The organism is Winogradskya humida, from assembly GCF_016862215.1.
Lineage (GTDB): Bacteria > Actinomycetota > Actinomycetes > Mycobacteriales > Micromonosporaceae > Actinoplanes > Actinoplanes humidus.
Genome location: NZ_BOMN01000066.1, coordinates 15,768 through 30,525, shown reverse-complemented (window position 1 = coordinate 30,525; position 14,758 = coordinate 15,768). Strand labels below are relative to the sequence as shown.

The 14,758-nt window shown below is 67.1% G+C and carries 18 protein-coding genes, 3 tRNA genes and 1 pseudogene; 14 read left to right on the top strand and 8 right to left on the bottom strand.

What is annotated here, in order from left to right; all coding sequences use genetic code 11:
- The first annotated feature begins 4 nt into the window (after window positions 1–4).
- The 13 genes and pseudogenes from Ahu01nite_RS25915 (at window position 5) to Ahu01nite_RS25855 (ending at window position 8,408) form a co-directional block, all read left to right on the top strand.
- Window positions 5–184: a hypothetical protein gene (locus Ahu01nite_RS25915; protein ID WP_203839229.1), complete on the top strand. Its 180-nt coding sequence runs from the start codon at window positions 5–7 to the stop codon at window positions 182–184.
- A 95-nt stretch (window positions 185–279) separates the two neighbouring features.
- A complete protein-coding gene (locus tag Ahu01nite_RS25910) occupies window positions 280–1,209 on the top strand; it encodes a hypothetical protein (protein ID WP_203839228.1) in 930 nt (309 codons plus the stop codon).
- 93 nt (window positions 1,210–1,302) lie between these two features.
- On the top strand, window positions 1,303–2,181 hold the full coding sequence (locus tag Ahu01nite_RS25905; protein ID WP_438874831.1) for an FtsK/SpoIIIE domain-containing protein: 879 nt from the start codon (window positions 1,303–1,305) through the stop codon (window positions 2,179–2,181).
- Window positions 2,182–2,282: 101 nt separating this feature from the next.
- Window positions 2,283–2,723: a DUF6197 family protein gene (locus Ahu01nite_RS25900; protein WP_203839227.1), complete on the top strand. Its 441-nt coding sequence runs from the start codon at window positions 2,283–2,285 to the stop codon at window positions 2,721–2,723.
- 23 nt (window positions 2,724–2,746) lie between these two features.
- Window positions 2,747–3,046: a hypothetical protein gene (locus Ahu01nite_RS25895; RefSeq protein WP_203839257.1), complete on the top strand. Its 300-nt coding sequence runs from the start codon at window positions 2,747–2,749 to the stop codon at window positions 3,044–3,046.
- A pseudogene (locus Ahu01nite_RS25890) lies at window positions 3,043–3,438 on the top strand (RRQRL motif-containing zinc-binding protein); the annotation flags it as partial. The gene Ahu01nite_RS25895 and the pseudogene Ahu01nite_RS25890, both read left to right, overlap by 4 nt.
- Window positions 3,439–3,578: 140 nt before the next feature.
- Window positions 3,579–3,779 (top strand): hypothetical protein, encoded by a 201-nt coding sequence (locus Ahu01nite_RS25885; protein ID WP_203839226.1) that lies wholly within the window; start codon window positions 3,579–3,581, stop codon window positions 3,777–3,779.
- Entirely contained in the window at window positions 3,776–4,066 is a 291-nt protein-coding gene (locus Ahu01nite_RS25880; RefSeq protein WP_203839225.1) for a hypothetical protein, read from the top strand. Before Ahu01nite_RS25885 ends, Ahu01nite_RS25880 begins: the two co-directional genes overlap by 4 nt.
- Before the next feature lie 113 nt (window positions 4,067–4,179).
- Entirely contained in the window at window positions 4,180–4,914 is a 735-nt protein-coding gene (locus Ahu01nite_RS25875; RefSeq protein WP_239159138.1) for a DUF2637 domain-containing protein, read from the top strand.
- On the top strand, window positions 4,911–5,204 hold the full coding sequence (locus Ahu01nite_RS25870; RefSeq protein WP_203839223.1) for a hypothetical protein: 294 nt from the start codon (window positions 4,911–4,913) through the stop codon (window positions 5,202–5,204). The genes Ahu01nite_RS25875 and Ahu01nite_RS25870 overlap by 4 nt, the downstream gene beginning before the upstream one ends.
- A complete protein-coding gene (locus Ahu01nite_RS25865) occupies window positions 5,204–7,015 on the top strand; it encodes a replication initiator (protein ID WP_203839222.1) in 1,812 nt (603 codons plus the stop codon). Before Ahu01nite_RS25870 ends, Ahu01nite_RS25865 begins: the two co-directional genes overlap by 1 nt.
- On the top strand, window positions 7,015–7,245 hold the full coding sequence (locus Ahu01nite_RS25860) for a helix-turn-helix domain-containing protein (protein WP_203839221.1): 231 nt from the start codon (window positions 7,015–7,017) through the stop codon (window positions 7,243–7,245). Before Ahu01nite_RS25865 ends, Ahu01nite_RS25860 begins: the two co-directional genes overlap by 1 nt.
- A complete protein-coding gene (locus tag Ahu01nite_RS25855) occupies window positions 7,242–8,408 on the top strand; it encodes a site-specific integrase (protein ID WP_203839220.1) in 1,167 nt (388 codons plus the stop codon). Before Ahu01nite_RS25860 ends, Ahu01nite_RS25855 begins: the two co-directional genes overlap by 4 nt.
- Window positions 8,409–8,472: 64 nt before the next feature.
- Here Ahu01nite_RS25855 and Ahu01nite_RS25850 read toward each other — a convergent pair.
- The 3 genes from Ahu01nite_RS25850 to Ahu01nite_RS25840 form a co-directional block, all read right to left on the bottom strand.
- Window positions 8,473–8,547 (bottom strand) — tRNA-Val (locus tag Ahu01nite_RS25850).
- 15 nt (window positions 8,548–8,562) lie between these two features.
- Window positions 8,563–8,633: transfer RNA gene (locus Ahu01nite_RS25845), tRNA-Cys, on the bottom strand.
- A 37-nt stretch (window positions 8,634–8,670) separates the two neighbouring features.
- A tRNA-Gly gene (locus Ahu01nite_RS25840) sits at window positions 8,671–8,743 on the bottom strand.
- A gap of 260 nt (window positions 8,744–9,003) precedes the next feature.
- Between Ahu01nite_RS25840 and Ahu01nite_RS25835 the strand changes: the two genes are divergently transcribed.
- Entirely contained in the window at window positions 9,004–10,191 is a 1,188-nt protein-coding gene (locus tag Ahu01nite_RS25835; RefSeq protein ID WP_203839219.1) for a GNAT family N-acetyltransferase, read from the top strand.
- Window positions 10,192–10,345: 154 nt separating this feature from the next.
- Here Ahu01nite_RS25835 and Ahu01nite_RS25830 read toward each other — a convergent pair whose 3' ends face one another.
- From Ahu01nite_RS25830 to Ahu01nite_RS25810, 5 genes are all read right to left on the bottom strand, one after another.
- Window positions 10,346–11,095 (bottom strand): FAD:protein FMN transferase, encoded by a 750-nt coding sequence (locus Ahu01nite_RS25830; RefSeq protein WP_239159135.1) that lies wholly within the window; start codon window positions 11,093–11,095, stop codon window positions 10,346–10,348.
- Window positions 11,096–11,106: 11 nt separating this feature from the next.
- The gene (locus Ahu01nite_RS25825) at window positions 11,107–11,307 is read right to left on the bottom strand and encodes a hypothetical protein (RefSeq protein WP_203839218.1); all 201 of its coding nucleotides are present in this window, start codon (window positions 11,305–11,307) and stop codon (window positions 11,107–11,109) included.
- A 251-nt stretch (window positions 11,308–11,558) separates the two neighbouring features.
- Window positions 11,559–12,110 (bottom strand): FMN-binding protein, encoded by a 552-nt coding sequence (locus Ahu01nite_RS25820; RefSeq protein ID WP_203839217.1) that lies wholly within the window; start codon window positions 12,108–12,110, stop codon window positions 11,559–11,561.
- A gap of 16 nt (window positions 12,111–12,126) precedes the next feature.
- A complete protein-coding gene (locus Ahu01nite_RS25815) occupies window positions 12,127–13,629 on the bottom strand; it encodes a ferredoxin reductase family protein (RefSeq protein WP_203839216.1) in 1,503 nt (500 codons plus the stop codon).
- A 134-nt stretch (window positions 13,630–13,763) separates the two neighbouring features.
- A complete protein-coding gene (locus tag Ahu01nite_RS25810) occupies window positions 13,764–14,741 on the bottom strand; it encodes a phosphatidylinositol-specific phospholipase C (RefSeq protein WP_239159134.1) in 978 nt (325 codons plus the stop codon).
- Window positions 14,742–14,758: the final 17 nt, after the last annotated feature.

The following is a 14,758-nucleotide window of genomic DNA, read 5'->3' as shown; positions in this document are numbered from 1 at the left end:
GCTCATGGACGACGTCGTACTCACCGCGCTTCTAGCTCGTCTGCGCGAGGACTTCGAACGCAAGGACGGCAAATCCGCCGCCACAACCCTCGACATGATCCGTATCTGGGCTGGCGATGACTTCACCGACCGGCTGACCGCCGGAATCATCGCTCTCGGGCTGGAACGCCTGCGCCGCCTCTGATTCTCCGGAAATGAAGCGTGGGGCCGGTACTGGCTCCTACACCTGCCGACCCCGCGCCCTTCCAACCCATCCACCCTCGTAAGGGAGGACGTGTCATGTCCAAATCTACCCCCCGACGTGGTTTCGGGAAACGCTCCGGAACGGTGACGGTCATTGAGGCCAAAGTCCACCGCTCCTCGGCCCGTAACGCCCGTATGGCGTTTATCATCACCACGATCGTCACGTGCTTGATCGCCATGACGGTCGCCTCGGACCACATGCACCCGATCCTGGCGTTCCTGCTTGGAGCGGTCATCGGCCTGGTCCTGGGCGCCATCGTCTGGACGCTGGTCAGGATCTGGCCCGTCATCCGGGTCATCTGGTGGTGGACCCCCGAAATCAGCCTGGCGGTGCTGCTCACCTACGGCTGGGTGCAGCTTGCCACCAGCACCCCGGCACTGGTCACCCTCGCGGTCCTCGCCGTGGTGGTAGGTGTGCCCGCGGCTGTCCCGTACATCCGACGTCACGTCGTCGCCGTCGTCTGGTGCATGGTCGTCCGGCACCGGTTGCGGGTCTGCTTCTCGCAGTTCATCATCGCGAACCAGTCCGGTTCGCTCCCGCTGATCCTCTGGGCACGCCCGACCCCGGTCGGGGAACGTGTCTGGGTCCACCTGCGGCCCGGTCTGTCCATGCCCGATCTCGTCGGGCGCCTCGACAAGATCGCGGTCACCTGCCTCGCCTCCTCGGTGATGATCGAACGTGCCTCCGAAGGCAACGCCGCCTACCTGAGGTTCGACATCAAACGCCGTGAGGTCCTCACCGCAACGGTCGGCTCACCCCTGCCGGATCTGATCGACCCGGATTTTGAGCCGCTGCCGCGTGAACCCATGACGGTTCCGCTCGACCTGGACTTGCCCGACGTTCCGGCCGACCCGAAACCGAAGGCACCTGCCACAAGGCCGGCGGCCTCTTCGAACGGCAAGAAGCCTGCTGCTTCATCTGCCACACAAGCCGATGCGGGTGACGACATCGACGACTGGATCTGACACCGCGTCGGCTGATAGCCCACGCAAAGCCGGTGCGGATTGCATCCGCTTGCGGACTCCGCACCGGCCTCTATCCCTTGATCGGAGACCATCGTGTCCACCATCGCTCGTGACCCCCTCGGTACCGGCCGAGTCCCGGTCGGTCCGGGCATGTCGATGTTCGACCCCATGTTCATCGGCATCGACGAATTCGGAGAGCACGTCACGCTCGACGTCGTCTTCCACAACCTGCTCATCGCCGGAGAACCCGGCGGAGGCAAATCCGGCCTCATCAACATCGCCGCCGCCACCGCAGCTCTCAGCGAGAACACCCGCCTGGTGTGCTTCGACGCGAAACTCGTCGAACTCGGCCCCTGGCGCGACATCAGTGACGCCTTCGTTGGACCCGACCTCGACGAGGCGATCTCGGTCCTGCGTCGTCTGCTGACCGTCGCCATCAACCGATACCAATGGCTGCTCGCCAACCGTCGCCGCAAAGTCGGCCGCTACGACGGACTATCCACGATCCTCACCGTCATCGACGAGATCGCGATGTTCTCCACTGTGCTCGGCACCGAGGCACAGCAAAAAGAGTTCTCGACCCTGCTGCGAGGACTCGTCTCCCTCGGCCGCGCCTGCGGGATGCCCGTCATCGGCGCCTCGCAGCGCACCAGCTGGGACATCATCCCCGCCTCCCTGCGGGACCTGTTCGGCTACCGGTGCGCATTCAGGTGCACCACCACCGGCAGTTCCGACGTGATCCTCGGCTCCGGCTGGGCCGAGCTCGGCTACTCCGCCTCCGACATCAACCCCGAGAACCGGGGCGCCGCCTATCTGCTCACCGAAGGTGGCACACCCCGGCGGATCAAAGCCGCGTACCTGTCCGACGACGACATCTACAACATCGCGGACTACGCCGACTGGATGCGACGCCCTTCCGGCATCACGGTCCCGGCCACCAGCCGCACCTCTGAATGGCAGATGGCTGCCTGACCTAGCACCTACAAGAGAGCCGACAGGACCCGACCCAACGCCTGCAAGCACGGCGGGTCCTGCCGACCACCACCAAGCCCTTTCGAAAGGACGTGGCTGCCTTGAAGGCTACCCACAAACCGGCCCTCGACGCCTACTACACCCCGGCCGCGCTGCTGCGCGGAGCTGCCTCCTACCTCAGCTTCTACGGATGGACCACCGGCGAAATCTTCGCCACCGTCGACGACACGACACCCTTCCCGGCTGCCTGCGCGATCGGCGCTATCAACATCGCCGCCTTCGGCTCACCGCTCTTGAGCTGCGACGACGATGCGGACTCCCGTTCCGTTGACTCCGCCATCATCGCTGCGCGTGTCTTCGCGGCATGGATTGACCCTGAATACAGCACCCCCGACGTCGGCCACCGCCTCGGCATCGCGGCCATAGACGTCATCGGTGACTGGAACGACTACGCCGGACGCACGTGCGACGAGGTCATCAAAACCCTCAACGACGCCGCCGCGGACTGGGAAGCCACCCACCCCACCGGCGGTGCCCGGTGAGCCTCTCCTACGTCAACCAGACCTTGACACTCAACCCGGCTGGCGACGAAAGCCGGCCCCCGAGCAAGCGCCGTAACGCTGTCGTCGAGAACGACAAATTCGGCAAGTTCGCACGGCGCATCATCCGTGCCTTCGCCAAGCGTGTCGGTGACGGCGACGTGGAAGCGCTACAAGACATGGTCGCCCTGTCCTCGGATCTCGACGACGCGATCGGTGTCGCCGTCATGGGCCTGCGTGCCTACGGCTACTCCTGGGAAGAGATCGGCTCCCGGCTCGGAGTCTCCCGGCAGGCCGCCCAGCAACGCTGGGGAGCCACCAAATGACCACCACCGCGTTGACGAATCCGTTCCTGGAAGCCCTCGGGCAGCGCACCGGCATCCGGGTCGAGTTCTACGACCCCACCGGCGACCGGTATGGGTTTCCCACCTTCCCGTATCACCAGGTCCCCGAGGGCCTGGCAACCCGCCGCCAACTCCGTGCACAAAGCCTGTGCCCCGGTGGCTACGACCCCGTCGCGCAGATCCTCTGGCGTCACTACGGCCAGATCCGTGTTGCCTATCTCTACCGACGCGACCTCGCCACACCCAAGCGTGTCGCCACCCCGGCCCAACTGACGGCCATCTCCAAGGCACTGCGAGCGCGGCGCACCTGCCCGCTCTGCCACCAGCTCAAGGCCTACTACATCCCCCGCCGCACCGGCGCGTGCCTCGCCTGCGAACCGATCGGGCTATCAGCCCCCGCCGATGACAAGGGATTCGGCTACAGCCGCGACACCACCGAACCCACCTCGGCCACCGTCCCGGACGGTGTCGTCCTTATCCCGCTGACCGGCCGCGTCCGGCAGGAGGCCACCCGATGACGATTCATCCTGACGACGGGTCCCAGCCGTCACAGACCCCCTGTCCATGTGGTGACTACTACTGCTCCGACTTCATGCCCAAAGACCAGGACCGCTCCCAGTGCTGCATGTACTGCGGCCCCTACGACTGCGACGTCTGCGGCTGGATCGACCCCGCTCGGGCTTCCACGCCCGGCGACGAAGAGGTGCCCTCATGAGCCTCTACGACCGACACGACCACAGCACCGCACCCGGCTGCCACTGGTGCATCGACGGGATGACCCCCGCCGGAATCTCTCCCATCCTTGGGCCTGTCCTGCGCCTGTGCCCCACCAAGAAGTGGTGCGAGGAATGTGACGACAGCTCCGTCTTCCTGACTGATCAGGAAACCCTCGACGACCGCATCAACGAACTGCTCAGTGACGGATACGCCGCGATTTGGTGCAGCAACTGCAACGGCGTCACCGCCGTCGTGCCCGTCACCAACGACGGAGGCATCCGATGAAGCTCCGTAAAAACCGCGACGCCAAAACCAGTCCCTTGGCGATCACGGCACCGGTCACCAAGAACTTCACCGAGGTATTCGCCCTCACCTACGCCGAAAAAGCCGTCCCCGACATGCTCAAGGCCATCGACTCCATCAAGCGCTTCAACCGGTTCGTACTGCTCGGCGCGCTGCTCACCAGCTACCTGCACCAGGCCCACTACCTGTGGAGCGAAAAGGCCGGCTACTTCGCCTACCTTGTGCCGCTGATCTTCGACGCCGCCATGGTCTCGATGCTCACCGTCGTCCGCACAGCAGGCATCGCCAAGGACGCCAAACGCGGCGCCATGGTCGTGTTCATCAGCGCTGCTGTCATCTCTGCGACCATCAACTTCGCATCCCCCGGCTCGTGGGGTCTACGTGCGATTTTCGCCCTGGTCGTCATGCTGGTCATCGGCGTCGAACTCGTCGCCGGACGCATCCGCCCGGACTTCGCCGCCATCCAAGAACAAGCAGCGGAACTTCTGGCCGCCGCCCAGTCCATCACCGCCAGCGAACCGGCCACCGACGCCATCCCGGCAACCAGCGAACAGGCGCTACCCGCAACGGTCAGCGTCGCGCCCGCCGTCATCACCGCGGCCGTGCCGGAACCGACTCCGGAAGCCCCTGCCCACCTCCTGCCCACCGCCCGGTTCTCCGTCGCCCAGCACGAGCAGACCACCGGGCAACCCATCACCGTCGACGAGCTGGCCGCCCGCATGAGCGTGCCCCCGGCCGTTGCCGGACAACTGCTCAACGCCATCCGGGGACACCACCCGACACCCGCACCGCTCAACGGGCATAGCCCTGTGCTCGGTGGTGCCCGATGACCTTCGTCCACGTCGACATCCACCACCTCACCCACAGCTGCCCTGCCAACGCAGAGCCCCACCCCTACGACACCCGCCGCTCCGTTGTCGCCGTCGTCGACGGCGGCACCTGCCGCCGACCGGTCACCATCCGATCCGGCACGACCGCTTCCACCATCGCCTGCGGGCGTCACGAACCGCGTGAACGGCAGTGCCCGAACTGCCTCATCACCGTCATCGAACACGTGGTGACCTTCACCTTCACCGGCCACCATGGCCCGCAGCACCCCGCTACCGGGAACGCTGCCTGATGGATTCGTTGCTGGACCTCGCATCCCGGGAGAACTCTGCCCGGGGTGCGGGCTCGAACCCCGAAACCGCCTACGCCTGGACACCACCGGCCCCGGCCTACACCGCCGCCGGATCAGCACTCGCCCGTGCCGCCCGGCCGGACTATTTCGCCTGGCTCGAACACGTCAAAGCCGCTGGCGCCTGCACCCGCCCGATCCGCCTGTCCGGCTCCCTGACCACCGTCGAGCCCGACACCGGACGCCTGCTCAGCGAACGGCACACCGACGAACTGCCCGACTCCGCCATCTATAAAGCCTGCGGCAACCGTCGCCACGCCGTGTGCCCGTCCTGCGCTCGCACCTACCAGCGCGACGCCTACCAGCTTCTGCGCGCCGGACTCGTAGGCGGCAAGGGCATCCCCGCCACGGTCACCCGGCACCCGGCCGTGTTCCTCACCCTGACCGCCCCGTCGTTCGGCACCGTCCACAGTCGCACCGTCAAGAAACACACCTGCCACGACAGGCGCCGCTGCGACTGCCGGGCCGAACCCTGCCACGCCCGCCGCGACACCGGCCTGTGCGAACACGAAAAGCCGGCTGTCTGCTGGAGCCGCCACGAACCCGATGACCCGCTGCTCGGACAGCCACTCTGCCAGGACTGCTACGACTACGACCACCAGGCCGTGTTCAACCTGTACGCGCCCCAACTCTGGCATCACACCAAACAGGCCGCCGAACGCGCCCTCACAAAACTCTGCCGCCAACGTGGCATCCCGTTCCACCCGGTCGTTTCCGCCTCGGGCAAGACGACCTGGAAGGCACCCGTGCGGGTCTCACCAGGCAAAGTCGCCGAGATGCAGCGCCGGGGCGCCGTCCACTTCCACGCCCTGGTCCGCCTCGACGGCGTCAACCCGGACGACCCCGATGCGATCCTTGCCCCACCCGAGGCCATCGGCGCCGACGACCTCATCAACGCCCTCGAACAGGCCGCCCACGACATCACCGTCAACACTCCGGCGCATCCGGACCGGGCTGCGGGATGGCCGGTCGGCTGGGGAGAACAGGTCGACATCCGGCCCATCACCCTCACTGGTGACGGCGAAATGACTGACGGCATGGCAGCGGGATACTTGGCCAAGTACGCCACCAAGAGCACCGAGGCCACCGGGCACACCTCCACCCGCATCACCGCCGAGAACGTCGACGACTACGCCGACGCCCAGGGAGATCACACCGCCCGCCTCATCGACGCGTGCTGGCGCCTCGGCCGCCCCACCCAACACTCCGCACCCCTCGCCGGACGGTTCGTGACCCATCCCGAACCGGGGGACCGGCTCATACCGTTCGACACGCCCTGGACCTGCCAGGACTGCGGCACCCGGACCCGCTACGCGGCCTGCCCCGTCTGCGTCGCCGAGCGTCAAGCCAGCCTTGACAGTCAACCGGCGAAACGGCCCACAGCCGTCAATCCCTATGCGCGGCTGCGTCGATGGGCACACATGCTCGGCTACGGCGGACACTTCCTCACCAAAGGCCGCCGATACTCCGTCACCTTTGGTGCACTCCGCGCCGCTCGGATCGCCTTCCGACGCGTTGACCACCCCAGCCCGACGAATGATCACCTGGGCACAGCGGCCATCACCGGGCCTGTCGAGGTTCAGACGACGTTGCTCATCGGCACGCTGTCCTTCGCTGGAGTCGGCTGGCACACCAGTGGCGATGCGTTACTCGCCAACACCGCCGCCGCCATGGCCCGCGAACGCCGTGACGCCGGATGCGAGGAACTGGCCCACGAACGCGCCGAAACCCTACCCATACCCCTGGCCGCCTGATGTTCGCGAGAAAGGAAACGCCGTTGGACGACACCGCTCGTAAGGAGCTGTACCGCATCCCTGAGGCGATGCGGCTGTTGAGCCTGAGCCGGTCCGTGATCTACGAACTGATCCGATCCGGACGGCTGCACACCGTAAAGGAAGGCCGTACGCGGCTTGTACCGGCCCGAGCCATCACCGACTACGTCGCACTACTGGAACGTGAGAGCACGAGAGGAATCGCCGCATGACCAAACGCCGCAGCCGAGGAGACGGCGGGATCCACTGGGACGAACAGCGCCAACGCTGGATCGCCACAGTCACCGTCGGCTACACCCCGGCCGGTAAACGCATCGTCCGCAAAACCAGTGGCAAGACCAAGACCGAAGCCAACAACGCACTCCGCAGCAAGATTCGTGAGTACGAGGACGGCCTTGCTCAGGACCAAGCGGGCTTCACCGTCGCCCAGGCCGTCGAAGATTGGCTCACCTACGGGCTCAACGGTAGATCGCAGAGCACCATCGAGAAGAACCGCTACCTCTGCAAGCACATCATCTCCGGCCTTGGCGCACGAAAGCTGCGCGAGCTCAAGGCATCAGAAGTCGATAAATGGCTGCTCGGTCTCGCCCATCACCTCAGCACCAGCACGGTGCGACGCATCCATGAATGCTTGAGCCGCGCGGTTGATCGCGCCATGGCTCGTGACAAGGTCAAGCGCAACGTCGTAGTCCTCTGCGGCATCCCGACCGGCAAGCCCGGCCGCCCTTCCAAATCACTGACGCTGGAAGCCGCGAAAGCGCTCCTGAACGCAGCCGAAGACACCCGGCTCTACGCGTACGTCGTGATCTCGCTACTGACCGGGGCCAGGACGGAAGAGCTGCGGGCTCTAACCTGGAAAAACGTCGATCTGATGGGCGACCTGGAGGCGGTCAGTCCCGTCCCGCCCTCTATCCAGGTGTGGGCATCGGTCCGCGACGGCGGAGATACCAAGACCCCCAAGTCTCGCCGGACCCTCGCCCTACCTCTGCGCGCAGTAGTCGCCCTACGCGCTCAGCGGGCGCTTCAGGAGGACGATCGCAAAAAGGCCGGCGGTGACTGGCAGGCCCTCGATTTGGTCTTTTCCTCAGCGCTCGGCACGGAACTCGATGCCGCCAACGTTCGCCGGGCCTTCCGTCGCATCACCAAGGAAGCAGGGTTGGACCAGGGGGACTGGACGCCCCGGGAGCTACGGCACAGCTTCGTCTCCCTGCTGTCGGACGACGGCGTCTCGATCGGTGACATCGCCGACCTGTGCGGGCACTCCGGAACCTCGGTCACGGAGAAGGTGTACCGGCATCAGCTCAGGCCCGTCCTGTTGACGGGAGCTAGCGCCATGGATCGGATCTTCCCGCACAAAGGGGAGTGCGTTTCTTAGTCACCCAGTTAGTCACTCAGACACAGAAGAGGCCATGTCCGCTGGTGGGACATGGCCTCTGTGCTGGTGGGCGATACTGGGATCGAACCAGTGACCTCTTCCGTGTCAGGGAAGCGCGCTCCCGCTGCGCCAATCGCCCTCGTTCTTGTTGCCGAGGTGGAGACGGGATTTGAACCCGTGTAGACGGCTTTGCAGGCCGTTGCCTCGCCTCTCGGCCACTCCACCGAGCTGGCCTCCGCAACGAACTGTGGTGGCCTCTCCGAGCGGACGACGGGATTCGAACCCGCGACCCTCACCTTGGCAAGGTGATGCGCTACCAGCTGCGCTACGTCCGCTTGTCCCTCCGGGTTCCCCCGGCGACGGAAGAAACATTACTTGGTCCAGCCGACACTTGCCAAACCGGGGTCCCCCGGCGCGTCGTCACCCCGGAAAAGGCCAGGTCAAGACCCCTTTGACCGCATTTCAGTACGCGGGGGAGCGCGGTTCGGGCTCCGATGAGCTCGGGGTACGGGGCTTCGGGCGTACCCGAGAGGGGTTATCCACAGGCTGGAAATCTGGGGAGCGGGGCCGGGGCGGCTGGGGGTTGGATGGGGCCATGCAGATCCGACAGATACCCGCTGAAGAGCGGCCCGACGCGATGTTCGACCTTGCGGCCTATGCCTTCGAGAGCTCTCCGTGGCCTGAGGCCGACAAGGAGACCTATGCGCGGCGCATGCCCTTCTACGTAACCGCCACCGGGCTGGTCGCCGAGGAGGACGGGCAGGTGCTGGCGGCTGTCACCGCCCTGGCGATGCGGCAGAACGTGCGTGGCGTGGTGCACGACATGGCCGGCGTCGCCTCCGTGGTCTCGCATCCGTCCGCGCGTCGGCGGGGGTTCGTGCGGCAGCTGCTGACTCGGTTGCTGGAGCAGACGCGGGAGCAGGGGTGTGCCGTGAGCGCCCTCTACCCGTTCCGTCCCTCGTTCTACGGGCACTTCGGCTATGTGGGGATGCCCCGGGTGCGCACCGCCACGTTCGCGCCTGAGGGCCTCGCGCACCTGGTCCGGGCTGAGCTGCCGGGCGAGGTCGAGCGGTTGCCGTTCGCCGCGGCCTTTGACGAGTTCGACGCGCTCACGTTGCGCCTGCTGGAGGAGCGGCACGGGTTCGCCGTGTTCGACGAGACCCGCACGGCAGAGTTCCGCGACCGGACCAAGCGCTGGGTGGCGATCGCCCGTTCCGGCGGCGAGGTGGTGGGGGCGGTGATCTACCGGATCGATGAGTACGGCGGGGACCTGATCGCCGAGGATCTGCTGACCACCGGGCCCCTCGGTCGCGCGCTGCTCCTGCAGTATTTCGCCCGGCACGTCGACCAGGTCGCCCGTGTGATCGTGAAGATCGGCGCCGACGAGGTCCCCGACCTGTGGGGCACGGACTTCGCGGTGGTGACCGAGGGGCGCACCGGCTACCCGAAACACGGTGGCCCGATGGTGCGGCTGCTCTCGATGACAGCCCTGAACGGTCTGCACACCCGCGCAGACCTCGGCGTCACCGTCGAGGTGATCAACGACGACCTGCTCAGCGGGCGCTACCGCATCACGGGCGAGGCGGGCGTCCTGACGGTCGAGGAGACCAAGGACGAGCCCCAGGCCACGCTGACCTGCGCCGGCATCTCAGCGCTGGCCTACGGCGTCCTGGACCCGGTGGAGGTGGTGCTGCGCGGCTTCGGCCAGATCGACGCGGAAGCGGTGCAGGTGCTGGGCGCGCTGTTCCCCAAGCAGATGCCCTACCTGTTCGCCGACTTCTGAGCCGTTGCGGGGCGGGCGGCAGCGGGGCGGGCGGCAGCGGGCCGGGCGGCAGCGGGCCGGACGGCAGGGTAGGCAGCGTGCTGGGCGGGGGCGGCGGGTCAGGCTGCGGCGGCGGACGAAGTGGGCTGAACGGTCGCGGGGCTGAGCTGGTGAATTAGACGGCGGCGGGGAGGTTGGGGGTGGTGAAGGCTCGGGCGTCGTCGGTGACCACGGCGGATTCGTAGCCGTCGGGGATGAGTTTGGCCAGCCATTCGATGCCGGGGGTGCCCATGGCGAGGGCGGTGGTGGCGTAGGCGTCGGCCAGGGCCAGGTCGGGGCCGACGACGGTGACGGAGCGGAGGCCTCGGGCCGGTTTGCCGGTTCGGGGGTTGAAGACGTGGTCGCCTCGCTCGTAGGTGCCGGAGGTGGCTACCGCGGCGTCGGCGAGGGAGAGGACCCAGCTGAGTTTGTCCGCTTCCCAGGGGTGGCGGATGCCGACCCTCCAGGGCTTGCCCGACGAGGAGAGGCCGCGGGCGCGGATGTCGCCGCCGGCGTTGATGCAGTGGTGGGTGGAGCCTGCCGCGGCCAGGCGGGCCGAGGCGACCTCGACCGACCAGCCTTTGACAAAACCAGAGGGATCGAGCGGGCCCGCGGCGTACGCATCGAAGTAGCCGTCCGTCGAGCGCCACAGGTCCGCGCAGGCGTCCAGGACCAGGCGCATGTCGGGGGAGCATTCCTCCAGCGTCAGCTCGCGGCGGCGGAAGCGGCACACTTCGCTGTCCTCGCGGTAGGTGCTGAACCGCTCGTCCACCTCGTGCAGCCAGGCGCACACGTCACCGACCAGCCCGCGCAGGGTGTCCTCGGGCAGATCATCGGCCAGGTCGATGCTGACAACCGTGCCCATCACGTGCTCGGCGTGGTGCATGACGCGCGACTCTACGCGCCCGGCCGGAACCCTGCCCGGCCCTCACCCGAGCCCGCCGCCATGTCGAGGCTTGTGCCCGCGGCCATGTCGAGGCTTGTGCCCGCGGCCATGTCGAGGCTTGTGCCCGCGGCCATGCCGAGGCTTGAACCCGCGGCCATACCAAGGCTTGAACCCGCGGCCATGCCGAAGCCCGGGCCTGTGGCTGTGGCCATGGGAAGGCTAGAGCCCGCTGCCATGGCAATGCCCGAGCTGGGGTTGCTGGCCAGGCTGAAGCCTGAGCTGGGGTCGAGGGCCTCGCCCAAGCCCGAGCCGGGGTTGCCGGCCGCGTGGAAGCCCAAGCCCTGGTTGCCGGCCGCGTGGAAGCCCAAGCCCCGGTTACCGGCAGTGCCGAAGCCCAAGAGCGGGTTGCCGAAGCTCCGGGCGGGGAGGTCGCTCGTGCCGCCATCCGGACAGGCCGGGAGGGTCACGGGGTGGCCTTGTCGATGGCGGCCTGGAGGGACTTGACGTAGGACTCGGAGGTGAAGGTGGCTCCGGAGACGGCGTCGACGTCGGCGCTCTGGGCTTTGACCGTTTCCTCGTTGAGTTTTTTGATGGCCGGGGGGTTGATGGTGGCGCTGTCGGCGGTGGTGGGGTAGGTGGCGTCGGCGGCGGTGATTTTGCCGCCGGTGATTTTGATGGAGACCTGGATGGTGCCGTAGGGGTTCTTGGAGCCGGTGCCCTGGAAGACGCCGTTTTTCAGGCCGGAGCCGCCGGCCTCGCCCGAGGACGAGTCCTTGTCCGCTGAGGCGTCCTTGTCGGAGGAGGACTCGGAGGAGGATTCGGCGGCTTTGTCTGAGCCGCCCTTCTTCGAGGCCGACGGTTCGGGGGCGGCCGTGTCGTCCTGGCCGTTGCCGGAGAGGTCGATGGCGGGGGGTGCGGCTGCGGTTACGGGCGGCGTGGAGACGCTCAGGCGGACGCCGATGATGAGGGCGGCTCCGGTGAGCGTTCCGACTGCTGCTGCGGTACTGCGTCGCATCACTTACTCCCAGGGCTCAGAATTCGAAGGGGTCGAGGTGCATCTGGCTGGCCGGCACGTCGAGTTCGTGCAGGGTCTGCACCGCGGCGCCGACCAGGCCGGGTGGGCCGCAGAGGTAGACGTCGCGGCGGTTGACGTCGGGGACCAGGCCGAGGAGGCCTTCCGGGGTGAACAGGCGGCGGGGGCCCGGGTCGTTGCGGGAGCCGACGATGTAGCGGACCCAGGCGTCGCGGCGTTCGGCGAGGTCTTCGAGTTCCTCGCGGAAGACGAGTTCGTCGGGGCGGCTGGCCCGGTAGATGACGATGGTGTCGGCGGGCATGTCCTCGAGCAGGGCGCGGATGGGGGCGATGCCGCTGCCGCCGGCGATGAGCAGGGCCCGGCGGCGGGTGCGGCGCTGGGCGGTGAAGGTGCCGAACGGGCCTTCCGCCCAGATGCGGGTGCCGGGGCGCATCTGCGCCAGCAGGGCGGTGTGGGCGCCGACCGCGGTGACGGTCAGGCGCAGCCACTGCGAGTTGGGGGCCGCGGAGAGGGAGAACGGGTGGGACTGCCACCAGCCGTTGCGGGTCATGAAGCGCCAGCGCATGAACTGGCCGGCCTTGGCGGGGAGTTTTTCGAGGTTGCGGCCGTCGATGTAGATCGAGAACGTGTTGGCACCCTCGGCGACCACCTCGGCGACGCGGAAGCCGTGCCGGGAGTTCAGCCAGAGGGGTTCGATCAGCCGGCCCCAGACCAGGGCGGCGATGACCAGGGCGCCGAGGCCGGGCCAGAAGATGTCGGCGAACTTGCCCGAGAGGTTCGCGCCCATCGCGACCTGGTGGCCGTAGCCGAGCAGGAGCACGAGGTATCCGGTCAGGTGGATCAGGTGCCAGAGCTCGTAGTTGAGCTTGTTGCGCAGCGTCCTGATCGAGATGAAGCTGATGAAGACGAGCAGGCCCGTGGCGACCGTGGCGCTGATCATGTTCGGGAACGTCTTGATCATCGTGAGGCCCTGGTCGACCACGCCGGTTTCCGCGGTCAGTGCGTACCCGTAGATGATGAAGACGATGTGCGCGCCGACCAGCACGACCAGTGATGTGCCGAGCCAGCGGTGCCAGCGCAGCAGGTCGCGGGCGCCGACCCACTCCTCCAGGAACGAGACGCGGCTCATCATCAGCAACTGGATGAAGAGCACGTAGCCGCCGGCCAGCCCGGTGATCCGGCCGATCGCCATCATGAGTGTGGCCGTGTCGTTGACCGCGCCGGCCTCGGTCTCGAAGAGCCACAGCGCGAGGCTGGTGGCCAGACCCGCGAAGAACAGCAGCACCGTGAGCAGCCGGTTGCCCGAGGTGGCCTCGGACGGCGGGCGGTCGTCGGTGGCGATGCTCGGGCCGGAGCCCTGCCAGCCCGTGGGATTCTCGGGCGCCTCGACGATGATGTCGCCGCGTGGGACACCCCGGTTGAGGCCGGGTTCGTCCCAGAAGCCCGGAACCTCCCGGGGATCCCGGCCAGCACGCTGATCCTCGAAGGTCTGGAACACCATCGACCTCACCCGCTCGGCAGTCGTCTTCGGCGTCAGCCACCCCCCAGCGGCCGACGTGACGACCGGATCTCGGCTGGCCGTCGAGGTGAAGTACGCGCAGACGTGCGGGAAGGCTCAATCGCGAGCCGAAAAAACTAGTTGTACGAAATGATCTTCTCGATCAGGCCGGAGCCGGGAAAGTCCATCATGATCGCGCCGGTCCGAGTGAGGCCGTGTCCCTCATTCATGTAGATCAGCAGGAACGGATCCACGCCCTGCACGCCGAGTGCTCCGCCGGCGACCTGCTGGGGCTGCGCGAACAGGCTCGATCCGCTGCCGAAGTTGACATAGATCCTGGAGGGGTCGCCCGCATTGGTGGTGTCGAGGAAACGGCGGACCTGGTCCCGCTTGGTCGCGATCGCACCGATATTCGGTACGGAGTAATTGTCCTGGATGTACGTCGACGAACCGTCCGTCCAGGTCGCGAATTGCGCCAGTCCGTAGTGCTCGATCGGGCTGCCGAACGCGCCGTGCATGACGGCCAGCACGACCTTGCCCCGGACGGCGCCCAGCGTCGGCGTCGCCGCGGCGGCCCCGCGGGTGACTGACGGGGCCCAGAAGAGGCTGGAGGCGTACGAGTTGAAAATGTCCTGGAAGCTCTTCTGCCCGGACACGTCGGTGCAGGAACCGAGCTCGCCGGTGCACTCCTGCTTCAACCGCATGATCACGGTCTCGGTGGGGTGCGCGGACAGGAAGGCCGACAGCGTGCCGAGCACGTCGGAGAAGTTGGCGTTCTGGTAGGTCGCGCCGTGGTGGATCGTGAACGTGTTCCCGCCGTTGACCCGGGCCCGGATGTCGATCATGCGGATACCGGCGGTGAGCTGCCGCGCGAGAGTCCCCCCGCTGGCCCCGAAGTCCTCCTGCGTCTGGGTGAGCGAGCCGCCGAAGATCGACATCGTCTCGTGCGTGCCCGGGATCGACAGGGCGGCGAGCGAGGTGTTGTCCGGCACGTTCGCCAGCCAGTCGGGGTGATTCGCGGCACTGAGCGTCCGGTACGACGAGTCAGCGGCGAACGCTGCGTCCGGGAGAAATAGGACGAAGGCCGCGATAAATGCGGCAAGGGCGCGCTTCATGCAGCGAAAGATATCGA

Coding starts and splice junctions, on each gene's coding strand:
- Ahu01nite_RS25915 (WP_203839229.1), top strand. CDS start 5: ATGGACGACGTCGTACTCACCGCGCTTCTAGCTCGTCTGCGCGAGGAC.
- Ahu01nite_RS25910 (WP_203839228.1), top strand. CDS start 280: ATGTCCAAATCTACCCCCCGACGTGGTTTCGGGAAACGCTCCGGAACG.
- Ahu01nite_RS25885 (WP_203839226.1), top strand. CDS start 3,579: ATGACGATTCATCCTGACGACGGGTCCCAGCCGTCACAGACCCCCTGT.
- Ahu01nite_RS25880 (WP_203839225.1), top strand. CDS start 3,776: ATGAGCCTCTACGACCGACACGACCACAGCACCGCACCCGGCTGCCAC.
- Ahu01nite_RS25875 (WP_239159138.1), top strand. CDS start 4,180: ATGCTCAAGGCCATCGACTCCATCAAGCGCTTCAACCGGTTCGTACTG.
- Ahu01nite_RS25870 (WP_203839223.1), top strand. CDS start 4,911: ATGACCTTCGTCCACGTCGACATCCACCACCTCACCCACAGCTGCCCT.
- Ahu01nite_RS25865 (WP_203839222.1), top strand. CDS start 5,204: ATGGATTCGTTGCTGGACCTCGCATCCCGGGAGAACTCTGCCCGGGGT.
- Ahu01nite_RS25860 (WP_203839221.1), top strand. CDS start 7,015: ATGTTCGCGAGAAAGGAAACGCCGTTGGACGACACCGCTCGTAAGGAG.
- Ahu01nite_RS25855 (WP_203839220.1), top strand. CDS start 7,242: ATGACCAAACGCCGCAGCCGAGGAGACGGCGGGATCCACTGGGACGAA.
- Ahu01nite_RS25835 (WP_203839219.1), top strand. CDS start 9,004: ATGCAGATCCGACAGATACCCGCTGAAGAGCGGCCCGACGCGATGTTC.
- Ahu01nite_RS25830 (WP_239159135.1), bottom strand. CDS start 11,095: ATGCACCACGCCGAGCACGTGATGGGCACGGTTGTCAGCATCGACCTG.
- Ahu01nite_RS25825 (WP_203839218.1), bottom strand. CDS start 11,307: ATGGCCACAGCCACAGGCCCGGGCTTCGGCATGGCCGCGGGTTCAAGC.
- Ahu01nite_RS25820 (WP_203839217.1), bottom strand. CDS start 12,110: ATGCGACGCAGTACCGCAGCAGCAGTCGGAACGCTCACCGGAGCCGCC.
- Ahu01nite_RS25815 (WP_203839216.1), bottom strand. CDS start 13,629: ATGGTGTTCCAGACCTTCGAGGATCAGCGTGCTGGCCGGGATCCCCGG.
- Ahu01nite_RS25810 (WP_239159134.1), bottom strand. CDS start 14,741: ATGAAGCGCGCCCTTGCCGCATTTATCGCGGCCTTCGTCCTATTTCTC.